Below are 25,216 nucleotides of genomic sequence, written 5' to 3' on the forward strand. Positions count from 1 at the left end.
CATATGGCTATCACTCCCGAAGAGTTTACAAAAATCTGCCAGTTCATCCACGAGCACAGTGGGATTCTCATTGGTGCCGGTAAGGAGTATCTGGTGGAAAATCGTCTCACTGTTTTGATGGTTCAAAACGGGTGTGAAAACTTTATGCAGTTGCACGACAAACTGCTAAAGGATACGGGCATGTTGCGCACCAAGGTCATTGATGCCATGACCACCAATGAGACACTTTGGTTTCGCGACACCTCGTTTTTCACAGCACTCTCGGACTTTGTCGTTCCGGAACTGATCAAAAAAGCGAAAACACAGCCCAAGGTACGCATCTGGTCTGCGGCGGCCTCTACGGGGCAGGAGGCCTACTCGGTGACAATGCTCATCGACCAAGGCTTAAAAAAGATGGGAATTGGGGCACCTTCCCTGGATAAATTCCAGGTGGTTGGTACAGATATTTCGCCCTCTTCGATCTTCATTGCCAAGGCGGGTCGTTACAGCCAGTTGGCGATTTCACGGGGCATGAAACCGGAATTTCTCGAAACCTATTTCGAGAAAAAAGGGATGGCCTATGAAATCAAACCCGAATTGCGTAAGCTCATTGAGTTTAAGCAGTACAATCTAAAAGACAGCTACACCTCACTTGGACAGTTTGATTTTGTGCTTTGCCGCAACGTTCTTATCTATTTTTCTGACGAGTTGAAGCGGGATATTTACGGCAAAATTCACGGTGTTATGTCCCCCACAGCCTACCTTGCTATTGGCGCCTCAGAATCACCAAGGGGTTATACCAATGCCTTTGAGCAGGTGATGGTGGGGGGGGCCGCCTTGTTTAAGCCATCGGCAGGGGGTGCGGCTCGGCCGTTGCCTGGGGCACGTACTGCGGCGGTACGTCCTATGCCATCTAGTCTTCAGCAACGTTAGGGGTCACGAATGAAACTCCTCTCGATCGATGATTCCAGAACCATTCGACGCGTTATCAGTGGCGTAGGAGCCATGTTAGGCTTTGAGGTCCTTGAGGCAGAAAATGGTATGGTGGGTTTAAAAGTTTTGGAAGAGTCTAGCCATGAGGTTGGCTTGATTTTACTCGACTGGAACATGCCTGGATTGAATGGCTTGGAAGTGCTTAAAAAGGTCAAAGCAGACGAACGCTTTATGCATATTCCCGTGATGATGGTAACCACCGAGGGCGAGAAGGATAATATCATTCGCGCCATTCAAGCGGGAGCCTGTCACTATATGACCAAGCCTTTCTCTCAAGAAGAGATGGCCGGGCGTATTATGGAAGCAATCGGCATGGGCGGCATGTAATCTGGCACGTTGTGTGCTTTATGTTAATTACCCAGAAAAGGCGTCTGGTTTTTGACCCTTTTTGAGGGTTGGTTCACTCCGAAAGGATGCGATCATGGATAAGGATGCCCTCATCAATGCACTCAAAGCGACGGTTCCTGAAGTGATGGGAACCATGGCTTGGGCTGAGGTTGGGTATGCGGGTGAAGAGCACCATGATACTCTGACGTTGGATCAAGAGGTAGGGGGGTTAATCCGTCTACTGGGAGAAAACGAAGAGGGCTTGGTAGGCATTTCATGTAATAAGCGTATCGCGTCTGAGCTGGTATCACGCATTGTTGGTCTCTCTGTTGATGAGCTTTTAGCAGAAGATCTGATTGATGGCGTGGCGGAGCTTACCAATATGATCTGCGGTGGCATGAAAACCAAGGCTGAGATGAAGCACCTTGACCTTTCCCCCCCCGTAGCCATTATTGGGGGCAGCTATATTGCTCAATGGAAAACTTTGAACGGGTCAGAAGTCTTGACCTTTTTGTTAGAAGGGGAAAATTTTCATGTGCATCTTTCCCTTTAGTATCGTGGCCTAAGTGGCGTTTCGTGGGAAAATTTGAGATTTTATGCCTCGAATTTTCTCTTAGATTCCTGTATCTATGGTCAGGTTAAGCTACCTATTAAACCTGGGAGAAGTTCCATGCGTGTTTTGATCGTCGATGACTCCAGCGTCATGCGTAAAATCGTAACTCGCGGTTTGCGTCAAGCCGGATTTGCGATCGATGAGATTCTTGAGGCTGGTGATGGCATGGCAGCCTTACAAGTCCTGAAGGATAACAAAGTTGATTTGATCCTCTCTGACTGGAACATGCCGAACATGGATGGGCTGACTTTTGTAAAAGAGTTCCGCAAAATAGGTCAGACCCCCATCGTTATGGTGACCACTGAGGGTGGTGAAGGCAAAGTCAATGAGGCCGTGGCCAGTGGAGCCAATGGTCACATCAAAAAGCCCTTCACCCCAGAAACTCTTAAAGAGACCTTGGGTCAGTTCTTCAAATAGTTCCGTCTTCTAATGATCGGGTGGCTCATACCACCTGATCATTAGGGCCAGCTAGCGGAGCTAACTGGTCAGCACGGGCGCGAAGAACCGCGTTCCCGAACCAATTCGGATGGTGATAACGGGATGAGCGACGATAAAGCCTTAAAGAAGCTGAGACCTTTTGTCCTCTCTTTTTTCAATCGGCTAACCAACGACATGAACATGCTTACAGGTGCTTCTGTAAGCTGTAATCTGGTTGACTCGCAAATTTTGCGAGGCCTTGAAGAAATTGATGAAGTCTTTGAGCTCGATAAAAGTGTTGCTCGATCTGTAGAAGATGGTACCGGGGCGGGAGACGCCTATATCTGCTTCGACCTTGCTACATCCATTGCCCTCGCCGGGTACATGATGATGATGGGCGAAGGGGTCATCAAAGAGCAGGTCAAAAAACGCATCTATACCGAAGAGATCCAAGAAGGATTCCAAGAGGTCGCCAACCAGCTGGTTGGGGCTTTCAATGATTTGGTCGAAGAAAAAGCAGCTGGCGCGCATATGCTGCTCAAACTTCCTACCGAACGCATCTCCTATGGACAGCACCCTAAGGGTATGGAGGATGGACGCTCCTACGCTGTCTTCACCGCCAATATCCAAGTTGGCGACTTCGAACCTGTCCCCTCCAAATGGCTCTTTTCACGTGACCTTACCAAATTATTGGTTGGCGTTACGATGGATGCCACTGACGAAGAAAAATTGGCTGATGCCCAACAATCCAGCGGCGCTGCTGCGGCTGGGTCAGATGCGGCCGCCCCCAGCGTAGCGGCTGAAAACGCGGCACCACCAGAACCACCAGCCTCTACTGCGGATGGTTTGAGTGCGGATGGTTTGAGTGCGGGTGCGGATGATTTAGGCCTGGGCGGTGGCGATGAGAGCCTGTCATTCGATGATCATCTAAACGATGGCTTTGAGCTCGGTGCTGAAAGTGCCAATTTTAGCCCCGATGCTGGCGATGATACCTTTGCCATGCTCACCGGAGGCTCTTCCGGTCGTTCGAGTGCTCAAGTCTCTGGTGCCGCCGGTGATGCTCAGGGTTACGCTTCTGCCCGCGCAGAGGGCGCAGAGGGTTCCGAATCTCTGCCCGACTTCATGCGCGAACCCATGCCCAAGCATGGCTATAGTGAAAATGATGGCCTGCCCAACCCCACAATTCCTGGATCTGTGCAGCAGGTCATGAGTGAGGCACCCTTTACCCTGAAAGAGACCGACCGGGTTATCAAGGCCATTAATGCCATGCGCCGTGATGGCTATAAATTTATCGGTATTGATAACCGCGAAGGCAAATTAATCCGGGTGCTCTCCACCGGGGATATTCGCCATTTGATGGGCCCGTTTTTTGGCACCAAATCTTTGACCAAGCGCGACAAGGTTATCTATACCGTACCCCTGGGCAAACTCAACACCAAGCAGGATATGGTGGCCATCTCCATTGATGGCTCTGTCGCTGAAGCAGCCGATCTGGTCACCAAGTACCGCTTACGGGCTTTGCCTGTGCTCAGCCGCCAAGGTGTCTTACGCGGTTTTGTGACCACCCATAGCCTGCTGGACTTTTTCCGCCGTAAACGGCAAATGTAAAACGACTTTCCATCAAAAAAAAAAAGGCCGTCCCTGCTTGGAACGGCCTTTTTTAATGGAAAATGGGCTTACTAGGGCTTCGCCCCAGACCCCACGGGGGCTTCGCCCCTCGACCCCACCAGAGGCAGCGGCCCCTGGACCCGCATGCACTACCTTCTCTCCACCTAATCCGCTCTTTTGTGATCTTTTGGGCTTACTAGGGCTTCGCCCCAGACCCCACGGGGGCTTCGCCCCTCGACCCCACCAGAGGCAGCGGCCCCTGGACCCGCATCACCCAGCTCGCAACCTCACGCCTTTCGCTTGGGCGGTATCCTGCTGCGTACCCTCTTTTTTTGGGCCTTTTCCGCAAACGGGTTCTCACCACCCTTAAACATGATGCGAATCGGCGTGCCATCCAGCGCAAAAGCCTCTCTAAGCTGATTTTCTAAATAGCGCTTATAACTCTCTTCCATCTTTTCTGGACGATTGCAGAAAAAGACAAAGGTCGGCGGCGAACTGGATACCTGGGAACAGTAGCGAATTTTAACCGGTCGCCCAGCCGCACGAGGTGGCGCCTTCTTCTCAATCGCCTGTTCCAACCAACGGTTCAAGTTAGAGGTGGAAACACGCATTTGTGTGGCTTGACGCACCTTGCGCGCCGTCGGCAGCAGTTTTTCCACCCGCTTCCCGCTCTTAGCCGACAGAAAGATCACCGGACAATGGGTAAGCCGGGGAAAATGGATCGCCAAACCCTCTTGAAACGAACGAATGGTCTGTTGCCCAGGGGGCATGGTGTCCCATTTATTCACCGCAAAAATAAGACCGCAACCCGCATCCAATGCATAACTACCAATGCGCTTATCCTGGTCTGTCACACCCCGTTGGGCATCCAACACCAAAATGGCAACCTCCGCCCGCTCCATGCTTTTTAAGGCCGCAATCACCGCAAATTTTTCAACACGCAGCGAAACCCGACTCTTGCGCCGAATACCCGCCGTATCCACCAAGATAACCGTCTCACCGTTGGCATCCGTAATGGGTACATCAATACTGTCCCGCGTGGTGCCCGCTATCTCAGAAGCCAACAGACGCTCTTCCCCCACCAAACGGTTAACCAGCGAGCTTTTACCCGCATTCGGACAACCCACCACCGCCAACCGTAAAGGACCCTTAAAACGGGGCTCTCTTGCAACCTCGGGATTTTCCTGCTCCACCTCAAGCGGCAGCAACTGCTCTTCTGGTTGGCGGCAGAAACCCTCCATTGCATCGGTCATCTCTTCCAAGGTTTCCAGCAGATCACCAATACCCAAACCATGGGCCGATGAAATGGGAATAATAGGCTCCATGCCCAATTCATGAAACTCAATGGAGGCTGTGGCCGCCTTTTTTTCCGATTTGTTCGCCGCAATAATAACCGGTTTGCCACTGCTGCGTAGATGGCTAGCAATGGCGTAATCATCCGTAAGCGGACCGGTGGAACCATCCACCACAAAGACAATAATATCCGCCTCTTCAATGGCAAGTATGGTTTGGCCGCGAATCAAACTAACCATGGTTTCACCGGGATCGGCTTCGAAGCCGCCAGTATCCACCATGGGAAAAGGGGTATCCCCCCGTTTCATAATACCATATTGACGATCACGGGTCAGTCCGGGGGTGTCATCCACCAGGGCATCGCGGGTGCGTGTCAGTCGGTTAAAAAGGGTGGATTTACCGACATTGGGCCGACCGACCAGGGCGACCAAGGGGAGTTTGCTCATGGTTTGGTTTTTCCAGCTTTGGGGCAAAGGTTTCATTGGGCTGTTAATATAGCAGAGTTTTTAACAAACAGGGGGTTTTGTCTGTGGATAACGCAAAAACAGCGCTATCTTATGTCATGCCATGGCTTGTACCCTCTCGGACCGAGTACCAAACCCTATATGGACCATCAACCCAAACCCCTCGGCCAAGCAGATGGTGTACAAAAAAAGGAGAACCTATATTAGGTTCTCCCCTTTGCTCGATTGCTGCGTGCCACCCTCAAGGGGGGTTACTTCATCCAGAACAGATCACCCTCGTTGCTCCAGAGCGCCACACCCTCCCCCACCACGGTCATGGAGAGGATCGGCTGCCCCAGTTGATCCAGTCCCACCACCCGGCCCGTCAGAGGATCCAGACGAAATAGGCGTCCTGCATCATCCCCAACATAGAGACCATCGCCCAATTGAACCGGTTTGGTCAACACCCCATCACTGACCTGGGTTTTCCAGATCAGCGTGCCATCCTGTGGGTTTAGGGCACGGAGATAGCCCTCCAGATCCGCAACCACCAGACGCCCAGCCATCACCAAGGGAGGGCGAATGGCAGAGACATTATGGTGCCAAATATGGGAGCCATTGGACGGCAACAGCGCACGCAACTGACCCCGATGGTTGACCACATAGAGCTGTCCATTGGCGACCACCGGATCAGCATCCACATCCTGTAAATTACTCAACTCGGTACGCTGGGTTGAGATCTGCACCAAATTATCGCTCCACTTGGTCAACCCGGTCATGGCATTGACCGCCATCACCTCACCGGAAGAGTAACCAACCAGGATGGTGTCGGCATCCAACACCGTGGGGGTCGAGGCCCCTAAAAGGGTCAAGGCCTCCGGCACCGAGCTGTGGGTCCAACGCCGCTCCCCGCTGGTGACATCAAACGCATAGGTACGGTTATCCAGGGTCGTGACCATCACCAACCCGTTGTGGACCAAGGGGGCAGAAACCGCTGAACTCGAGAGGGCAGCCCGCCACGCGACCTTTCCGTCGGTTTGATAGATGGCAACCAGTTCACCCTCTGCGGTGCCTACGTAGACGTGAACCCCATCTACCGCAGGACCACCACGCAGCTCGACATCCAAATCCTGTTTCCAGACCACGTTGCCTCTGTCACGCTGAATGCGTGCAAGATCTCCCCTATAGCCCGCCGCATAGAGACTATCCCCATCAAAGGCGATGTGCCGTGGCTGCAATAGGTGGGTCTCTGGTGAACCAGTTATGGAACGGTCCCACTGTTTATGCAGGCCGCTACCCACCCCCGGTGCCGGCTCTGTGTAGAGGGAGGCACGTTGTTCAGCGACCACCTCACCCTCGTCCCCAAACCAGTTGGTCATGCTGTCCATGGTGGAACAACCACCCAAGCAGACAGCCAGTGCGATCACCGCACCCTGTCGCATCCCTACTCCGCTCATGCTCATGTCCTTTGTTTATTCGGCTTTGGCGGGTTCCACCAGTTGTGCTTTTCTCACCGCATCCATCCCACCCATACGCACCATATGTTCCATCAAACGCTGCGAGAGGGTGTTGGGCGGGTTGAACTGCATGGCCTTTTGATAGTGCGACAGCGCCAGCTTATTATCCCCAGCCGCCTGCGCCAGCACGCCGCGTAATTCATAGGCATGGGCCGAATAGGCAGAGGGATCACGCATGGCATCCAGATAAACCATCGCCCGCTGCGGTTGTTTGCTTAACAGATAGGCCGCATTGATGCGGGCCAGATCGGCCATTGCCGGTTGACCTGCCTTAGCAAGGGTAATCAACCGATCCAGACTGGCCACCGCCCCATCAAAATCCCCCTGCTTGGCCAGCATTTGCGCTTCGCTAAGATGGCTCAGCAGCCCATAACCGTGCTCGCCATGTTTGGTCTGCAAGCCTTTAAGGGCTTCCGCAGCCACTTTGAGCTGATCTTTATCCAACGCTTCCAAGGCTTGGATGTAGCGATCCGAGGCATCCTGATCCTGGGCGCGGTAGTAGTCCCTTACCCCCACAAAGATGGCCAAACCGGCAAATAGGCCGATAAAACTGCCTATAATCCATATTTTATAATTTTCCCACAGCTTGTGCAGGCGATCCTGCGCCAACTGTTCGTCAACTTCCTGAAAAACCAGATCCTGGTTATGGTCAAGGTGGGCCACGTGTTTGCTCCTGTACCAAAAGTGGCGCTAATAAAATCCAACGGTCCCATACAAGCGGTGGTAAAGCCCTAGGGCGGTGCCGCCACAGGCCCACACGCCGGACCTACCCACACAGGCTTTAAGCACGGATGCGGTGCAGCGCCTCATCCCAGCTTAGGGTGGCTTGCGCCCCCTCCTGCATATCTTTTAACACCACCTGCTGATTTTGTGCCTCGGTCTGGCCGATGATGGCGCACCAGCGGGCATTGGAGCGGCCAGCCTTTTTCATTTGGCTCTTCATGGAGCCACCTTGCAGATTGACCTCCACCGCCAAACCCGCCCCACGCACCTGTTCGGCAAAACCAAAGGCGGCTGTGTCGGCCTCCAGCGAAACCACATACAGCGCAGGCAGTGGTGGGGCAATGGCGCTCTCATCCATCAACAGCGCCAACCGCTCCAGACCCATGGCAAAACCGATGGCCGGGGTAGCCTTGCCCCCCATTTCGGTGACCAAACCATCATAGCGACCACCCGCCGCCACGGCGTTTTGCGCGCCCAGCGCGTTGGTGGTCACCTCAAAGGCGGTGCGGGTATAATAGTCCAGTCCCCGCACCATCATGGGATTGATCACATAGGGCAGTTGCAGGGCATCCAGATGGGCTGTTAATCCGGCAAAGTGGTGGTCACACCCTGCACACAGATGATCCCGCATTTTCGGGGCCTCTTTGGCAATGGCCTTACAGCTCTCCACTTTGCAGTCCAGCACCCGCAGGGGATTACGTTCCAAACGGTTTTGACAGTTGCCGCAGAGCGCCCCGTGGTGGCTTTGCAGATAGTCGGTCAACTGCGCCCGATAGGCGGGGCGGCACGCGGGACACCCCAGCGAGTTGATCTCCAGTTGCAGTTGCCCCGCGATGCCAATCTCTTGCAGGGAACGCAGCACCATCGCCATGATCTCGGCATCGGCCAGGGGTCCCTCGGCACCAAACAGCTCAGCCCCCGCCTGATGAAATTGCCGATAGCGTCCCTTTTGAGGACGTTCATAACGAAACATGGGGCCGATATAGTACGCTTTCCACGGCAGTTGCCGGTCTAACCCATTGTTGATAAAGCTCCGCACCACCGAAGCGGTACCCTCTGGACGCAAGGCCAGGGACTCCCCCCCCCGATCTTCAAAGGTGTACATCTCTTTTTCTACAATATCCGTGGTTTCGCCCACCGCGCGGGCAAACAGTTCGGTCTTTTCAAACAGGGGGATGCGTATCTCACCAAAGCCATATTGGCCAAACACGCGGCGCAGGGTCGATTCAATAAACTGCCAGCGGACACTCTCATCGGGCATAATATCCCGGACGCCGCGAACGGGTTGGATCATCATATTCTATTCCGCTTCTGCTTTCTCTTTGGCTGCCCGCATCTGTTGGGCGATGGCTTCTACCTGCTCCACCACCGTTTCCACCAGCTCGGCATCACCACGCTTACCGATGGTTTGGCCGTGTTGGTAGAGCAGGTTTTCGCCCTGTCCCCCCACCACACCCACCATGGTCTCTTTGGCCTCACCGGGGCCATTGACCACACAGCCGATGATTGACAATGTCACCGGTTCACGAATATGGGCCAGACGGCGCTCCAATTCGGCCACCACATCAATAACCTTAAATTCTTGTCGGGCACAGGTGGGGCAGGCGATAATATTGACACCCAAACTGCGCAACCCCAAGGATTTAAGGATATCGAAGCCAACCTTAATCTCCTCCACCGGATCTGCTGACAGGGAGACCCGCAGGGTATCGCCGATTCCCTCCGCAAGCAACAGCCCAAGACCAATGGCCGATTTTACCGAGCCACTGCGCATGCCCCCGGCCTCGGTTATCCCCAGGTGCAGTGGGTAGTTAACCTTGCTCGCCAGTTGGCGATAGGCCATTACCGTCATACCCACATCGCTGGCCTTTAGGCTAACCTTGATTTCGGGGTAATTTAGATCTTCTAAAATATGAATATGGTGCAGAGCCGACTCCACCATGGCTTCGGCACAGGGCTCGCCATATTTTTCCAGCAGTTGCTTTTCTAAAGAGCCCGCATTGACCCCAATACGAATGGGCACACAACGTTCTCGCGCGGCGGCCACCACCTCTTGCACCCGTGCGGTACTGCCAATATTACCGGGGTTAATACGTAGACAATGAATGCCACACGCCAACGCCTTTAATGCCAACCGATGATCAAAATGGATATCCGCAATCAGGGGCACCGGTGCCTGCGCCACCAACGCCTTTACCGCTTCTGCCGAGGCCATATCGGGGCAGGAAACCCGCACCAAATCGGCCCCAGCTTGGGCAATGGCATGGATCTGTGCCAGGGTCGCCGGCAGATCTCGGGTGTCGGTATTGGTCATGGATTGCACAGAGATGGGGGCATCCCCACCCACCTGTACCGAACCCACCTGCACAGGCCGAGTTTGACGACGAGGGGCCACCAAGGAGACGGTATGGGCCATATGCTCTACCAACCTTATCGTTTATAAGCCCTGTTGCGCTTGGGCGTAGCGGGCCATGAGCACATCGGGCTGGAGTTCAAGTTTACGGATCAGCGTACCACGACGCCCTAACGGGGGAATATGCTTACCCTTAACGGTAAAGCTGATACTACCTGCGTCGCCAATACGCACATAATAGGGTCCGCCCTCATTGGGAATCTCATATTGACTACCGGCATTGATAAACAGTTCACGCTTAAAGCCATGGTCATTATAGATGCGTACCCATACCCGGTTGGCCGCATGGATAATCACATCATAATCACTGCGCTCTGTGCTTAACGTGGTGCTCACCCGTTTGGGGGCCTGTTCTGGCTCCGGCTCCACCGCTTGCACAAGCTGTCTGCTGGGTTTGTTGGGGGTAAACACACCATCCAACGGATTGTAGGCTTCCTGTTGGAACAGATCGGTTAAACCGGCCACTGCTGTGCCACTGCTCCCCTTGGGCTTGAAAATGAGATCGTTGGGTAAGGCTTGCTCAGCCGCGCGGGCCTGGGCCGCGGCACGGGCCTGTTCGGCGCGGGCTTCGGCCACACGGGCTTGCTCAGCCACACGGGCCTGGGCCGCGGCACGGGCCTGTTCGGCGCGAGCTTCGGCCACACGGGCTTGCTCAGCCGCGCGGGCCTGGGCCGCGGCACGGGCCTGTTCGGCACGGGCTTCAGCCACACGGGCTTGCTCAGCCGCGCGGGCCTGGGCCGCGGTACGGGCCTGTTCGGCGCGGGCCTGTTCGGTACGGGCTTGTTCAGCGCGAGCCTGTTCAGTGCTACGGCGAGCCTCTTCTGCGAGGTTTTGCTCCACACGGCGGGCTTCATCCACACGGCGGGCTTCATCGAGGGTATCGGCGAGGGTACGCCGCACCGCAGGCACCGGCTTGGGCCGATCTTTGGTAACCACCGGGGCCGGACGCAACAGATTCTCGGTCACGGGAGGTGTTACCATAACCGAGCGCTCCCCCACCAAAATGGGGGGAGGTATTGATTTTACCTCATCCTTGCTCGCTTCAGCAGTGCCACCTGCGAGCTCTTCTGGTTCCCCTAGGCCATTTTGCACATCTGGATCGTTACGCTCCTGGGTGCTCTCCGTGCCATCTAGGGGGGGGGCACCTGGGCTGATGTCACCTTCTCCATTGATGGGTTGTACCTCACTTTGATCCAAGGCTTCGGTACGATCCAACTGGGCTTCATCACTCTCTTGCTCTGACAGGCGCGATGAGACTGGCGCCGGTACCGCCACCGGAGGATCTTGAGGGGGACGATTGATCCACTCATAACCCCCAAACAGTATGGCCAACACCACCACGCTGATAACGATCAACCAGCCACCGGGCCGGGTTCGGCTGGTTTCGGTGGGGGGTGCAAAAAATTCGGTATCCAAACTGACCCGTCGGTAGCTCATCGCGGCGCTAAAACGGTCAATCAAGCGGGCCTCATCCAACCCCAAAAAGCGAATGTAGATGCGCATAAAACCAACGGCAAAGGTCTGTCCTGGCAGCAACTCTGCCGTGCCCTGCTCCAAGGCTTGCAAATGGCCTTCCCGAATTCGGGTGGCTCGATGCACCTGCTCAATGGTTAATCCACGGGCCTCACGGGCCTGTTTTAACTCCGCCCCCAACTGTTGCAGAGGATGACTCGCCGTATGACCGCTCTCTCCCGCACCATCCTTGGACTTGGTTTCCTGCTCCATCTAACGTACTCCACTTAACACTCTTTTGATGATGCTTAAACCGCTGCAACGCTATTACCTAAGAGCTCACCCTAAAAGGTACCCGAATCTTGTACCTCCCTTGTAACCCCTTAATACCCCTTTACTTAGCGAACCTTAAAACCGTTGGTCAAAGGATAGCGCCGCGCTTTGCCAAAATTACGATCAACAATGCGCACTCCAGGCGGCGCTTGGCGGCGTTTATACTCGTTGCGGTCCACCATGGCGATCACCCGCACCGCCTCGGCCCGCTCTATCCCTGCGGCCACAATCTCATCGAGCCCCTCTTCCAGCTCCACATAATGATGCAGGATTGTGTCCAAAATATCGTAGGGGGGGAGTGAATCGGTATCTTTCTGGTCGTGACGCAGCTCCGCCGTGGGGGGTTTGTCGATAATGTTTTGCGGAATCGGCAGCGGCTTGCCCTCTTTACGCGCCTGTTCATTGCGCCATTCGCATAGCTCAAATACCGTGGTTTTGAGCAGATCCTTCAATACCGAATAGCCCCCCGCCATATCGCCATACAGGGTCGCATAACCCACGCTCATCTCACTCTTATTACCTGTGGTGAGCAGTAGGGTGCCCTTTTTATTGGAAAGCGCCATGAGCAGGGTCCCCCGAATGCGGGGCTGAAGATTCTCTTCGGTCACATCCTCGGGCAGTCCGGCAAACTCCTCGGCCAGGGTCTGTTTAAACAGCTCAAACAGCGGGCCGATGGTCAGATTACCCAACTTAATCCCTAAATTGGCTGCGCAAAGCTCGGCATCACTCAGGGACTCCCCACTGGTGAATGCAGAGGGCATCATCACACTTTCCACCTTATCGGCCCCTAGGGCATCCACCGCCACCGCTGCCGTTAAGGCCGAATCCACCCCACCCGATAGACCCAATACCACACCCTGAAATCCATTTTTACGCACATAATCGTGCAGGCCGATTTTCATGGCGGTATAGATCTCATGCAAAGGCTCCATGGGGGGTTCGACATCCTCACCATGGGCACGGGGGGCGCGCCAATCGCCGCCCTCCATGGGGGCCACCAGCCGCACCGGGCCATTGTCAATACCGTGTACCGGCACCCACACCACGGGGTTTTGACCATCCCATTTAACCCGCATCAGCCGCAGCTCTTCACTGAAAAAGCGGCAACGTTCCACCAGTTTACCGGTGTGGTCCATGGCAAATGAGCCGCCATCAAACACCAGTTCATCCTGCCCCCCCACCAAGTTTACGTAGATCACCGGCAGGCCGGTCTCCTGCACCCGGGCGCGGATAATCTCTTCGCGATCCTGCCACTTACCCACCCGATAGGGTGAGGCGTTCAGGTTAATAATCAGTTTGGCCCCTTGCCTAGCCAGTTGGGCGGCGGCCCCCTTGGCTTGCCAAATATCTTCACAAATATTGATCCCCATGGGGATCTCTTGATAGTTAAAGCTGTGGGTCTCGCCACCGGGCTCAAAATAGCGGCGCTCGTCAAACACCCCATAGTTGGGCAGTGCCTGTTTGATGCAGAGCTGGCTCTCGATACCTTGTTCGATCAAGGCTGCGGCGTTCCATAGGGTGCCCGCTGCATTGCGCCGTGGCACGCCGTAGATGGCATCCACACCAATCTCTCTTAGCGCATCCCGCAGCTCCAGCTCTTCTTGCTCGACCCGGCGTAGAAACGAAGGTTTATGCAGCAGATCTTCCGGTGGATAGCCCGTTAGGGCCAGCTCTGGAAAAAGCACCAGTTTGGCCCCCATGCGGCGTGCATGTTTGGCGGCTGACACCATGGCCAGTCGATTTTTTTCCAATGCGCCCACATGGGCGTTGATCTGTGCAATCGCTAAGGTAAATTCCATGGTACCACTCCAGTAACTCAATGAAACCGGGCCGTAGCAGGGCTTAACCCACCACCAACGGCCTCATGAGCATAAACCTCTCACTTGTCATCGGGGTCGACAGACCCTAAACTTACCTATTTTAACCCCTGGACTACTGTTTTCCAACGGTACACGACAGGATATAGCCAATCAGGCAAAGAAATGGATCATGATATGAGCGTACAGCAGTGGGTGCGTCCTGAAATTTTGGCTATGGCGGGCTATACACCGGGTGAACAACCCAAACCCGGTGAGCAGGTCATTAAGCTCAATACCAATGAAAACCCCTATGGCCCCCCCGAAGCCGTCAAGCAGGCCATGCATGCCGCCATTCATGATAACCTGCGTCGCTACCCCAGTCCCGATGGCTATGGGGTGCGTGAAGCCGCCGCGCGGGTGTTGGGGCATGGACTCACCCCCGAGCAGATTATTTTGGGCAATGGTTCGGACGATCTGTTAACCATGCTGCTACGTACCTTTATCGACCCAGGTCAGGTGGTTGCCAGCATGGAGCCCACTTACACCCTCTATGAGGCGTTAGTGACCATACAGGGTGGCTGCTATCGGAGTGTGCCCTGGCAACCGGATGGGGGGCTACCCCTAGAGGGGCTGGTGGCCCTGCAACCCAAGCTTATTTTTGTTACCCGGCCCAATGCCCCCACTGGCCATGTGGTACCCCTGGAGCAGGTAGCGGCCCTTTGCCAAGCGGTTGCACAGAGCGCGGTGGTGGTGCTGGATGAAGCCTATGGGGATTTTGCCGAGGATCATGGTTTGCCGCTGTTGGCCGCCCACCCCAATTTAATCATCACCCGCAGTGCCTCCAAATCTCTGTCATTGGCGGGCATGCGGATTGGCATCGGTTTTATGCATGCCGATGTGGCGTTGCAGATGCACAAGGTGCGCGACTCCTACAACGTGGACCGGGTGGCCCAGGCGGCGCTGTTGGCGGCCTATGAAAACTGGTCGGATTATGCCCCGCTGATAGCGCGTATCAAGCAGCAACGCCAATGGACCACCACCCAGTTACGCAAGCGTGGGTTTGAAGTTAAGGATAGCTACGGCAACTTTGTCTTGGCCCGCGTTCCCCAGGGGGGGCTGGATGGCTTGCAGTGGCTGGAGTCCTTAAAAAAACGCGGGATCTTAATTCGCTACTTTGGCAGCATTCCGCAACTGTCAGAATTTTTGCGCATCACCATCGGCACCGAAGAGGAGATGGCTCTGTTGATGACCGCCATTGATGAGATTATGAAGGTGGCCTGAACCGGTCATGGGATTGCTGAAAACAAAGGCCGGTGCTGCGCTGCATTGGCCTTTGTTTTGAATCTTTGCTCACAAAAGACAACCTTATGGACAGTTTACCGAATCAACCTTTTTGAGCATGTTATACATATCTAAAAAGGGGGAATTAGAACGGCCCGTGCCACTGTGAACCACCCAGTCGTCATACTGGCCCTGCTCACCTTCCCGTGCCTGTTCGGATGTCTCAAAATCAAGCACACTGGGATTATCTCCATTTAGGCCATCATAGAGATCCCCGTCGCCATCTCGGTCATAGATACCACTATGTACAATAATGAAGGGAATCCCCACCGTTGTTCCTACGCCGTTGTCTGTATATATATATGCATTGCTATTATCACCGATCAATAAAGTCAGTGAATCGCATAAATTCTTAAGATTGGGTGGCTTTGTCGTCGCACCATCCCCCGATGTTAAATCGGTCTGGTCTGGACTGGTCGCTGAATCAACGGTGGCTCCATTTGAATGAACCGCATATTTCGGTACATTTTTCCCGTAGAACCCAGAACTTGACAACAAACCTAAAGTTCGCCACGGCAGATAACCCGTCATGACCGTATTCGCAGCGTCATCCTTGCAATCTTCCACACCCAGCAGGTCTGAGGCCGGACAGGGCAAGCGGTAGTTGATGGCGGCAAAGCCTTCGACCGTGTCGCGGGCCAGTAGCAGATATTGGCCGTGCTCACGCACCGTGTTGGTGCGCCCCTCCATCTGGGTGCGGCTCACCCAGCGGATAATCACGCTGGTGGTCAGGCTGGTGAAGAGCAAGATAATGGCAAAATAGAAGATAAAACCCCCCTCTTCACTGCGCCACCGGCTTATCCCGCTGCGGGAATGGCAAGCCATGATTCGCCCTCCCCTACGGTGTCAAACAGGCTTTGGCGTAGAGCGAGGTAAAACCCATCACCTCCACCACGTCATCATAACTGGTGGCGGGAACCGCCGTGGTGGTATCCACATTCGGCAAAAACCACACACGCTCTGGAGTGTCGAAACAGCTATCTGCCAACACATCTTCATTGTTGCCGTCAAAGCGTTTGGTGTAGGTGGTGGCCCCATCCCCGTTGGCGTTGGCATCCGTTGGACCCTTGCTGATCAAGATCAACGCCACGGCCATACTGTCAGCATCCACACAGCTAAAATTGATGCTGGGGTTGGCACCAAGATCCTGGGTAATCATTTTACTGATGCGCACACCACTATTGAGATCGTTAATCAGATCTAATTTTGAAAGCTTCACCAGCTCTGAAGTATCCAAGCACATATTCACACTGTTGTCCGTTAAATCCCCTTGTGCATTGGCATCGTGAATGCCGTAGACCACATGCCCACCCCAGGCATCTACCCCATTACCTAAGCCCAAGGTTCGATAGGGGAAAAAACCCACGGCACCATCACACACAGCACCCGTTCGATCTTCCGTGCCATCTGGTGTGGCATTCATATCTGGGCAGGGTAAATGACCATTCGCTGCCGCGTAGCCCACTAAGGCGGCCTTCATCTCTTTGAGGATGCTCTTGGTCTCTTTTAATTCCAGGGATTGCTGGGTGCCGGGCAGCAGACTGATGCTGGCTGCAATCAACAGCCCCACAACCACCAATACCATCGAGAGCTCAATCATGGTAAAACCGTGTTGAGCCTGTAACTTAACAAAACGGCCTGACATAGGTCAGCTCCCGTTAAAAGGGTTATTTAAAGGGATCGCGCCGTGACCAACCCGGTCTACGCCCTACTATTCTCGCTTTTAGCGAGGTTGACCACAACCCCTATTCGCCAAAGCCGCTTGTTGCCCTTGGCTTTTTAGTCGTATCATAACTGTGTGGCCATGGATCTAAATCCGGTGGCATGCCCGTTTAAAAAAAACACCCCTGCTGGAGACTTTTTCATGGCTGAAACCCCTGCACCAAGCCCCACAGCCCCAAGCCAACCTGTGGCGCCTCAACCGGCGGTCCCCGCTGCCACAGCCGCCACCGGGGCACCCGTTCCACCCGCAGGGGCACCCACAGCACCCCTTACCGCCGTGCAGGAACAGGTGGCCAAAGATCCCGCTCTGGCCAAAGCCCATGCCTACCATGAGGCGCGCCGTAAAAAAACCAGCACCCTCTATGTGGGGGATAAAAACCGCCGTAAGGGCATGGATGTTATCCTAAAAAGCATTGTCGCGCTGTATGTGATCGGCTGGCTGCTGTTTGTCGCTATGTTGATCTTTATCCACCTGGGGCTGCCCAATTTTGCCACCTTTTTTACCCAGGCTTACAATATATCCAACACCCCCAAGTATGATACCACCATGATGGGTTATGCCACCATGCTGGCTCCTTTTGTCATCCTTAGCGCCGCGACCGGTCTGACCCTCAAAACCAAGCGCCGCCGCCGCAGTACCGACGGCTGGGAACTGGGCATGATCGTGCAACTCGCCATCAGTGTTATCCTGTTCTTCTACCTGTTGATTGCCTTTTAATGCACCACGGAGACCCCACCATGGGCGCATCGCAACATCTGGCACTGCTGCGCATCTACCTAAACGAGGATGACCACACCGGCCTAGGTGGTCCATCCCTCTCTGGTGTGCTGATGGAGCGCCTCAAAGAGGCTGGTGTGCCTGGAGCAACCCTCTATCGTGGGGTCATGGGCTATGGCAGCCATCAGCAGATGCATGCCACCTCCCTGCTGCGTCTCTCCGAGCATCTACCCCTCATGCTCGAAGCGATCCATGATGAAAGCCAGCTACGTCAACTGGCCCTGGATCTACAACCCCTGCTCGAAGGCTGTCTGGTGCTGCTGCAACCGGTGGAGATTATTCACCAACCCCTCAACCAAGATTAAGGCATCCCTCGCCTCGCGGTGTGCCCGCCGGGTGATGGATGCGCCTTCATGCTATCCCACCGATTAAGCAATACGCTTTTGCCTCTGCCCCTACGACCAAACGCTTATCCCCCCCCTTTGCAAATTTCAAGAGCGGCTTTGCATTTTGCAATGAAAAGCGCATGACCCTACCTTTATCAATAAACAAAATCATTTCATTTTCATATATATATAGCATGGCATGGCCCTTGAGATAGATAAAGCAAGGAGCCGGGCATGGTGCAGACTCCGACCCCAAACAACGCAAGGGAGTTTGTCATGCAAATCAAAACCTCACTGAGCCTATTTGCCTTGGCCATGGTGACAGCCACCAGCGCTTGGGCCCAACACGAACCTGACACCACCTTGCAATTTGGCATTGTCCCCCAGCAATCCGCCCTTAAATTGGCGCAAAATTGGATTCCGATGCTGCACTATTTAAGCGAAAAAACCGGTTATACCTTACGCTTTCGCACCGCCCCCAACATACCCGAGTTTGAAAAACGGGTGGGCGAAGCGCGCTATGATATCGCCTACATGAACCCCTATCACTACACCGTATTTGGCCAAACGCCCGGTTACCGAGCCTTTGCCAAACAACAGGATAAGCGGATTAAAGGGCTTATGGTGGTGCGTAAGGATAGCCCCATCACCGCTTTACAAGAGCTCTCTGGCAAGGCACTGGCCTTTCCCGCACCCGCCGCTTTTGCCGCCAGTGTGTTACCCCGTAGCCAGCTGGCTCAACAGGGTATCCGCTTCGACGCCCACTATGTGTCGTCCCATGATTCGGTTTATCGCTCGGTGGCTAAAGGACTCTTTACCGCAGGCGGGGGGATACAACGCACCCTGGGTAATGTGGATCCCCAAATACGCGCCCAGCTTAAAGTGCTCTGGACCACCGAAGGTTATACCCCCCATGCCTTTGCCGCCAGACCGGGGTTAGATTCCGTCATGGTGCAAAAACTCCAACAGGCCATGCTCAACATGGCGCAGGATAGTGCGGCTCAACCACTGCTCAAGGCCCTTAACTTTAAGGGGTTGGTCGTCGCTCACCATGAAGATTGGGACGATGTGCGACAGCTCCATGTGGAGGAACGTCTGGGGCGTTTAATCGGGCAGTAAGGGGCGCACAGGCCCTGACAAAGCGAAGGTCGCCTCGAAGCGACGTTTGACAAGAACCTGCTTGCCCTTGAGAACCTTGACCCTATGGCTTCCCTGGATTTGGGTGGCAATCGAAGCTATGATCCTTTGCATAGGCCACCATGAAGTTCAGACGGGTTCTCGAGATTGGTTCTTCCCCTCTTCCAGTAGCGTGGCGGAACACCCTTCAACGTGAAAAGATCATCATGCGAGCCACAGGCAAACCTTATCTTCCGATCCGCATGCTCCACAACCACCTACCATGAACATTTTGGTCATCGACGACGAACTCAACATCCGCAAGACCATCGCCTACTGCCTGGAAGGGGCCGGACATCGGGTGGCGGCCGTCGGCAACGCTCGAGATGCCCGGGACGTTACTCAGCGGCAAGGGTTCGACTTGGCGTTCCTGGATCTGCGCCTGGGCACCGACGATGGCCTGGATCTGATTCCCGAATTGCTGAACAACGCGCCAGGTATCCAAGTGGCGGTCATCACCGCCTACGCCACCATCTCCACCGCCGTAGAGGCCATGCGCCGGGGTGCGGTGGATTATCTGCCAAAGCCGTTCACCCCCGAACAGATCCTACTCATGGTGCAACGAGCGGAAACGGTCTGCCGACTGCAACGGCAGGTAGAAGGATTACGCGCCGATCTGGCCCGTACCGAACCCGCAGCGCATCTGCACTCCCGACATCCAGAGATGGTGCGGGCCATCCATTTAGCGCGGCAGGTGGCACCCACCCCCTCCACCGTCCTGTTGCTGGGGGCGAGCGGAACCGGCAAGGGGGTATTGGCCCGTTCCATTCACAACTGGGGCGACCGCTGGGACAAACCCTTCGGCGTTGTCTCCTGCCCCTCTCTCTCCCATGATCTGTTGGAAAGTGAACTGTTCGGCCATATTCGGGGGGCCTTCACCCATGCCGTGCGGGACGCGCCAGGGCGTATTGCCGCCTGCGAAGGAGGTACCCTATTTCTGGACGAAATCGCCGACCTGCCCCTTGCGGTACAGCCCAAACTGTTGCGCTTTCTCCAGGACCGGGAATATGAACGGGTGGGGGAATCCCACACCCGCCATGCCGATGTACGCATCATCGCCGCCACCAACGCTGATCTAGAGCGGGCGGTGCGGGAGGGTCGGTTCCGCGAAGATCTGTACTTCCGCCTAGCGGTGTTCGAAATCCGCATGCCTTCCCTGGCGGAGCGTCCAGATGATGTGGAGGCGTTGGCGGCCGCTCTGCTGCCCTTCTTCGCCGCCCAGTGTCACAAAAACTTGCAGGGATTCACTGACGCCGCACTGCGTGCGCTGCGGGAACACGCTTGGCCTGGCAACGTCCGGGAATTGCGCAACGCTCTGGAGCGGGCAGCCATCCTTTGCACCAGCGACCGCATTGACCTGCCCGACTTACCACCCTCCCTCACCCCCCAAAACAACCCGGTCATGTTGGGCGATCCCGTCTCCCTGGAGGCCGTAGAGGAGCGCCACATCCGGCTGGTGCTCGGCAATACCCGTACCTTTCAAGATGCGGCGGAGATCCTGGGGGTGGACCAAGCCACCCTGTGGCGCAAACGACGTCAGTACAGCATCTGACCCTGACCGCGCGGCGCTCACCTGCGCGACTGCTTTTCCCACAACCTTGCAAAATGCAAGACCATGCTCTGAAATCCTTGAGGTTTGCAAGGTGATTTCTCCTTATTATATGCATAACATATTGATATTTAAAGATCATATCCATGGCCCTCGTCTTGCTTAGGGAGTGGCAGCAGAATCGTGTCCTTGATCATGGTATCGGGAGAGCCAAATGTACGGAATCCGGTCAAAAATTCTGGCCGTGTGGGTGGTCATGCTGGCCACCGTGGCGGGGTCTGGGCTGGTGATCCTGGCCCATCTCACCGAACTCGGCGAGGCGGTGGATGTCATTCTGCGGGAGAACTACCGCAGTGTCATCGCCAGCCAAGAGATGAAGGAGGCGCTGGAACGTATGGACAGCGGCGTGCTGTTCCATTTTGCCGGACGTGGGCATGAAGGTGCCGCTATCCTCGACGCAGGCATTGCCGACTTCCGCAAGGCCCTGGATGTGGAGATGGGCAACATCACCCTGCCAGGTGAACAGGAGACAGCCGAACGGCTCTCCCGAGCGTTCGACGCGTTTATTGAAACCATTCCCACCGTGGTTGATCCCGCTCGGGAGGAGGCGTCCCGCCGGACCGACTATTTTGCCCGCCTGTTGCCGCGTTTTCAGGAGATCAAATCCCTGGCCAATGCGCTGTTGGAGATGAACCAGAGTAACATGTCCGAGGCCAATGATCGTGCCCGCGCCAAGGCAGCTCTGACCGCTCGGGTGATCCTGTGGTCACTGCTCGCTTGCGGCTTGACAACCATACTCTTTGGTCATCTGATCCAGCTCTGGATTCTGCACCCAATACGCCATTTGACCCGTTCGGTGGAGGAGATTCGGGGCGGCAACTTCGATCTGGTGCTCTCCGTTGGCGGGCGCGATGAGTTTGCCCGTTTGGCCAGCGGGTTTAATGCCATGGCTGCCACGATCCGCGAACTGCGCCGCCGCGACCAACGGGACGTGGCACGCAACCGGCAAGCTATGGGCGAGGTGTTCCAGGCACTGCCGGTGACGGTGGCAATCGTGGATGCAGAGGGCCGCATAGAAGAGGCCTCCACTTTAGCAGAGCATTGGTTCGGATTGAAATCTGGATTGCCACTGCGTGAATCTGGCTTGGAGATGATCCAGGAATTGGCTGAAAAAGCGCTGTTGGAGGCCACGCCCCAAGAACCCCCTAATCCAGACGACCTGATCCAGCGATTCGTGGATGGCGAGGAACGGTTTTTTCGTCCACTGGCCACTCCCATCCACTCCCTGACAGAGAACCAGACCGGCACCGCCACCGAACCTGTTGGTGTGGCCATCATCCTCAAGGACTTCACCCAAGTCAGAGAACAGCGGGAGCTGAAGCGTAGTGTGGTAGGCACGGTCTCCCATCAGTTAAAGACGCCGCTAACGGCCTTGCGTATGTCCTTGCATCTGCTGCTACAGGAGGCGTCGGAACCACTGACGGCGCGTCAGGAGGATCTACTGCAAACAGCCCGGGACGAAAGTGAACGCATGGTGAAGATCCTCGATGACCTGCTGGACATTCACCGAGCCGAGGCCGGATTCAGAAGGCTCAACCGAGAGGCGGTCCGTCCCCAGTGGTTGGCGGAAGAGGCCACGCGCATCCATCAAGAGGACGCCAACCGGCGCGGAATCGCGCTGAATGTTCGGGTTCCTGCCGATCTTCCAGAGGTGTTGGCGGATTCCCCGCGCCTGGCGCATGTCTTCGACAACCTATTGGCCAACGCGCTGCGCCATACCCCACCCAGAGGCGCGGTGACGGTCTCCGCCATTTCCGAAGTAGGCATGGTCCGGTTCTTGGTGACAGACAGCGGTTGCGGCGTCGCCGTGGAGGATCGGACGCAGGTCTTTGAACCCTTCTGGCGTGGCACGGGCCAGTGCCCCGACAGCGGAGTAGGCCTAGGCCTGACCATCGTGCGGGAGATTGTCCGTGCTCATAATGGCGAGGTCGGCGTAGCAGGCGCTCCAGGCGGCGGAGCCGTCTTCACCTTTACCCTGCCCGCAGTGGAGCGTCCGCCAGCACGGCCAGACACCACGCTAGGAGCCTGCCCATGAGCAGCCCTCGTCAGGGGGAACGGCTACCTTGGCCCATCGACTTTTGCAACCACCGGACGCGTAGAGGGTGGTCGTCCTGTGCTCTTCGACGCGGAACAAGAGGTGAACCGTGGCTGTGTTGATACGTAACGAAGTGGACGGCGTCCGCTTGGTGGTCCAATCCTTTGCGATGGTCATCATCATCGGTGCGCTGCTGCTGTTTACCCCCTGGTCGGCAGCCGATCCCGCTGGCCATCCGGTTTCCTGGCTGGATGCCCTGTTTACCTCCACTTCTGCCGTCTGCGTGACCGGGCTGGTCACTCTGGATACCGGGCAGGATTTTTCCTTTCTGGGTCAAGCTGTCATTCTGGCGCTGATCCAGGTCGGTGGATTGGGTTTCCTGACCTTTACCAACTTTTTTATCGCCATTCAGGGGGGACGGCTCGATTTCATGCGCAGGGCCATGTTGGCCACCACCCACGGTACACTCCCTGGGGAGGTCCATCCCGGTGCCCTGCTGCGGCACATCGTGCTCTTCACTTTTGCCCTGGAGGGCGTTGGCGCGGTGCTACTGACCGGGCGTTTCGCCTTGGAGATGCCCTTTACCGAGGCGCTCTGGATGGGAATTTTCTACTCCATCTCCGCCTTCTGCAACGCGGGTTTTGGCCTGCTCTCGGACAGCCTGATGCCCTACCGGGACGATCCGCTGGTCAACCTGACCATTATGGGATTGATCGTCACCGGCGGATTGGGATTTGTTGTCTTCACCGACCTCTCTCATCGTCTGGTGCTCTGGCGGCGGGGACAACCGGGGCGGCTCTCCCTACACAGCCGGATGGTCCTGATCATGACCGGTATTCTGGTTCCGCTTGGCACGGTGCTGTTCTTCCTGCTGGAGCAGGGTGGCACAGCGGCCGGGGAGAACGGGGTCTCGTCGGCGTTGTCGGCGCTGTTCCTCTCGATCACCTCCCGCACCGCTGGTTTCAATACCATCGACACCGCCCGCTTGACCGCGCCTACCCTCTACCTGGTGATCCTGTTCATGGCGGTGGGCGGCTCGCCGGGCTCCACGGCGGGGGGTATGAAAACCACCACGGTGGGAATTATGGCGGCCATGCTGATGTCGCGGCTGCGCAACCGTGAGGGGGTTGAATTTCTAGACCGAACAATCCCCGCTCAGGCGGTACTCACCGCCATGCTGACCTTCGCGGCTTTCGCGGTACTGGCGGTGGCTGGATTTCTTGCCCTGTTGATCAGCGAAACGGGGTTGCAGGCTTACGACCCCGCCCACGACCGAAGTCTGGCGTTGCTGTTCGAGACGGTCTCCGCCTTGGCGACCGTGGGATTGTCCACCGGGGTGACAGCGGGGCTCTCTGCCATCGGCAAAGTAATCATCATTGTGTTGATGTTTGTGGGTCGCCTGGGTCCTCTGGTATTGGGGCTAACGCTGATGGGACGACGGCCCCGGGAGCGCTACAAACTGCCTGACGAGTCCGTCAACGTTGGATAGTGGATAGGAAAAGGATAACACATGAACGAGCGGTTTCTAGTCGCTGGGTTGGGTGCTTTCGGGCGGCAGGCGGCGTTGGCGTTGGCCAACGGCGGCGGCGTGGTTCTAGCGGTTGACATCGATGACCGCGCGGTGGATGCGGTGAAGGACCACGTCGCCCGGGCCATCTGCTGCGATGCCACCGACGAACATGCCATGGAGGCCGTGGGGGCCTACGACGTGGATGTGGCGGTCATCGCCATCCGACGTGCCTTTGATATCGCGGTGCTGACGACCCATTCTTTGCAAATGCGGAGGATTCCAAAGATCCTGGTGCAGGTGGATTCGGAGCGACAAGGCGATGCCATTTTGGCCGTGGGAGCCACAGAGGTGATCATTCCCCACCGCGACATCGCCATCCGTACCGCCAACCGGCTGTTGCACGGCAACCTGGTGGAGATGCTGCCCTTGGACAAGAATATCGCGGTGGTGGAGTGGTCCTGCCCCGGGGAGTTCGCCGGGCGAGACCTGCGTGCCCTGGATCTGCGGCGCAAATGGGGTATCAGCGTTCTAGCTGTACAGCGTGCGGCGGCGGACCGGCAGGAGAGCGGAGCAACGCTGGTCAACCCGCCGGCGGACACCGTGTTACACCTGGGAGATAATTTGGTCTTGATGGGTGCCCATGAACATCTCGTCCGAGTATCACGTCTAGGCACCGCGAATGGGGCGTAGGACACCTCGGTTTAAGGCGATATTTTAAGACCAAAGAGCGGCAAGACCATCTGCACGTAGACGGATAAAATGGACGGACCCGTCTGGGATACGACCAACATGACACAACGCCGCCCCGT

The 25,216-nt window shown here is 55.9% G+C and carries 22 protein-coding genes; 13 read left to right on the forward strand and 9 right to left on the reverse strand.

Features of this window, described 5'->3' with window-relative positions; all coding sequences use genetic code 11:
• Positions 1-3 precede the first annotated feature (3 nt).
• The 5 genes from MMC1_RS18385 to MMC1_RS18405 all read left to right on the forward strand — a co-directional run bounded on the left by MMC1_RS18385 (position 4) and on the right by MMC1_RS18405 (position 3,937).
• Complete coding sequence (locus tag MMC1_RS18385) at positions 4-912, forward strand: CheR family methyltransferase (protein WP_011715123.1); 909 nt, start codon at positions 4-6, stop codon at positions 910-912.
• A 9-nt stretch (positions 913-921) separates the two neighbouring features.
• Positions 922-1,299, forward strand: a complete 378-nt coding sequence (locus tag MMC1_RS18390; protein WP_011715124.1) for a response regulator — start codon at positions 922-924, stop codon at positions 1,297-1,299.
• A 94-nt stretch (positions 1,300-1,393) separates the two neighbouring features.
• Positions 1,394-1,852 carry a chemotaxis protein CheX gene (locus MMC1_RS18395; RefSeq protein WP_011715125.1) on the forward strand — a complete coding sequence of 153 codons (459 nt, stop codon included), beginning with the start codon at positions 1,394-1,396 and terminating at the stop codon, positions 1,850-1,852.
• Positions 1,853-1,969: 117 nt separating this feature from the next.
• Complete coding sequence (locus MMC1_RS18400; RefSeq protein ID WP_011715126.1) at positions 1,970-2,329, forward strand: response regulator; 360 nt, start codon at positions 1,970-1,972, stop codon at positions 2,327-2,329.
• Positions 2,330-2,452: 123 nt separating this feature from the next.
• Complete coding sequence (locus tag MMC1_RS18405; protein WP_011715127.1) at positions 2,453-3,937, forward strand: CBS domain-containing protein; 1,485 nt, start codon at positions 2,453-2,455, stop codon at positions 3,935-3,937.
• A 287-nt stretch (positions 3,938-4,224) separates the two neighbouring features.
• Here the strand turns inward: MMC1_RS18405 and der are convergent, their stop codons facing one another.
• The 7 genes from der to MMC1_RS18440 all read right to left on the reverse strand — a co-directional run bounded on the left by der (position 4,225) and on the right by MMC1_RS18440 (position 13,910).
• Entirely contained in the window at positions 4,225-5,676 is a 1,452-nt protein-coding gene (der, locus tag MMC1_RS18410) for a ribosome biogenesis GTPase Der (protein ID WP_081436395.1), read from the reverse strand.
• A 269-nt stretch (positions 5,677-5,945) separates the two neighbouring features.
• Positions 5,946-7,130 (reverse strand): outer membrane protein assembly factor BamB, encoded by a 1,185-nt coding sequence (gene bamB / locus MMC1_RS18415; RefSeq protein ID WP_160162737.1) that lies wholly within the window; start codon positions 7,128-7,130, stop codon positions 5,946-5,948.
• Between the two features lie 15 nt (positions 7,131-7,145).
• The gene (locus MMC1_RS18420) at positions 7,146-7,853 is read right to left on the reverse strand and encodes a tetratricopeptide repeat protein (RefSeq protein WP_011715130.1); all 708 of its coding nucleotides are present in this window, start codon (positions 7,851-7,853) and stop codon (positions 7,146-7,148) included.
• A 118-nt stretch (positions 7,854-7,971) separates the two neighbouring features.
• Entirely contained in the window at positions 7,972-9,207 is a 1,236-nt protein-coding gene (hisS, locus tag MMC1_RS18425) for a histidine--tRNA ligase (protein ID WP_041643293.1), read from the reverse strand.
• A gap of 6 nt (positions 9,208-9,213) precedes the next feature.
• Positions 9,214-10,329, reverse strand: coding sequence for a flavodoxin-dependent (E)-4-hydroxy-3-methylbut-2-enyl-diphosphate synthase (ispG, locus tag MMC1_RS18430; RefSeq protein ID WP_011715132.1), 1,116 nt, complete (start codon positions 10,327-10,329; stop codon positions 9,214-9,216).
• Between the two features lie 21 nt (positions 10,330-10,350).
• Positions 10,351-12,051, reverse strand: a complete 1,701-nt coding sequence (locus MMC1_RS18435) for a helix-turn-helix domain-containing protein (protein WP_011715133.1) — start codon at positions 12,049-12,051, stop codon at positions 10,351-10,353.
• A 125-nt stretch (positions 12,052-12,176) separates the two neighbouring features.
• Positions 12,177-13,910 (reverse strand): NAD+ synthase, encoded by a 1,734-nt coding sequence (locus MMC1_RS18440; protein WP_011715134.1) that lies wholly within the window; start codon positions 13,908-13,910, stop codon positions 12,177-12,179.
• Between the two features lie 195 nt (positions 13,911-14,105).
• On the opposite strand from MMC1_RS18440, the gene hisC reads away from it, so the two are divergent.
• Positions 14,106-15,191 carry a histidinol-phosphate transaminase gene (gene hisC / locus MMC1_RS18445; RefSeq protein WP_041641455.1) on the forward strand — a complete coding sequence of 362 codons (1,086 nt, stop codon included), beginning with the start codon at positions 14,106-14,108 and terminating at the stop codon, positions 15,189-15,191.
• 84 nt (positions 15,192-15,275) lie between these two features.
• Here hisC and MMC1_RS18450 read toward each other — a convergent pair whose 3' ends face one another.
• Entirely contained in the window at positions 15,276-16,076 is an 801-nt protein-coding gene (locus tag MMC1_RS18450; RefSeq protein ID WP_011715136.1) for a hypothetical protein, read from the reverse strand.
• Positions 16,077-16,089: 13 nt separating this feature from the next.
• A complete protein-coding gene (locus tag MMC1_RS20735) occupies positions 16,090-16,896 on the reverse strand; it encodes a type II secretion system protein (RefSeq protein WP_011715137.1) in 807 nt (268 codons plus the stop codon).
• A 219-nt stretch (positions 16,897-17,115) separates the two neighbouring features.
• Between MMC1_RS20735 and MMC1_RS18460 the strand changes: the two genes are divergently transcribed.
• From MMC1_RS18460 to MMC1_RS18490, 7 genes are all read left to right on the forward strand, one after another.
• Positions 17,116-17,691, forward strand: coding sequence for a hypothetical protein (locus tag MMC1_RS18460; protein ID WP_011715138.1), 576 nt, complete (start codon positions 17,116-17,118; stop codon positions 17,689-17,691).
• 20 nt (positions 17,692-17,711) lie between these two features.
• A complete protein-coding gene (locus tag MMC1_RS18465; protein WP_011715139.1) occupies positions 17,712-18,056 on the forward strand; it encodes a DUF190 domain-containing protein in 345 nt (114 codons plus the stop codon).
• Positions 18,057-18,353: 297 nt separating this feature from the next.
• Positions 18,354-19,196 carry a phosphate/phosphite/phosphonate ABC transporter substrate-binding protein gene (locus MMC1_RS18470; protein ID WP_143711465.1) on the forward strand — a complete coding sequence of 281 codons (843 nt, stop codon included), beginning with the start codon at positions 18,354-18,356 and terminating at the stop codon, positions 19,194-19,196.
• A 280-nt stretch (positions 19,197-19,476) separates the two neighbouring features.
• Positions 19,477-20,805 carry a sigma-54-dependent transcriptional regulator gene (locus tag MMC1_RS18475; protein WP_011715141.1) on the forward strand — a complete coding sequence of 443 codons (1,329 nt, stop codon included), beginning with the start codon at positions 19,477-19,479 and terminating at the stop codon, positions 20,803-20,805.
• A 211-nt stretch (positions 20,806-21,016) separates the two neighbouring features.
• The gene (locus MMC1_RS18480) at positions 21,017-22,897 is read left to right on the forward strand and encodes a sensor histidine kinase (RefSeq protein ID WP_011715142.1); all 1,881 of its coding nucleotides are present in this window, start codon (positions 21,017-21,019) and stop codon (positions 22,895-22,897) included.
• A gap of 109 nt (positions 22,898-23,006) precedes the next feature.
• Positions 23,007-24,386, forward strand: coding sequence for a TrkH family potassium uptake protein (locus MMC1_RS18485; RefSeq protein ID WP_049757759.1), 1,380 nt, complete (start codon positions 23,007-23,009; stop codon positions 24,384-24,386).
• 21 nt (positions 24,387-24,407) lie between these two features.
• Positions 24,408-25,097, forward strand: a complete 690-nt coding sequence (locus MMC1_RS18490) for a potassium channel family protein (protein WP_011715144.1) — start codon at positions 24,408-24,410, stop codon at positions 25,095-25,097.
• Positions 25,098-25,216 lie beyond the last annotated feature (119 nt).

Source organism: Magnetococcus marinus MC-1 (assembly GCF_000014865.1).
In the GTDB taxonomy this organism is placed as follows: domain Bacteria; phylum Pseudomonadota; class Magnetococcia; order Magnetococcales; family Magnetococcaceae; genus Magnetococcus; species Magnetococcus marinus.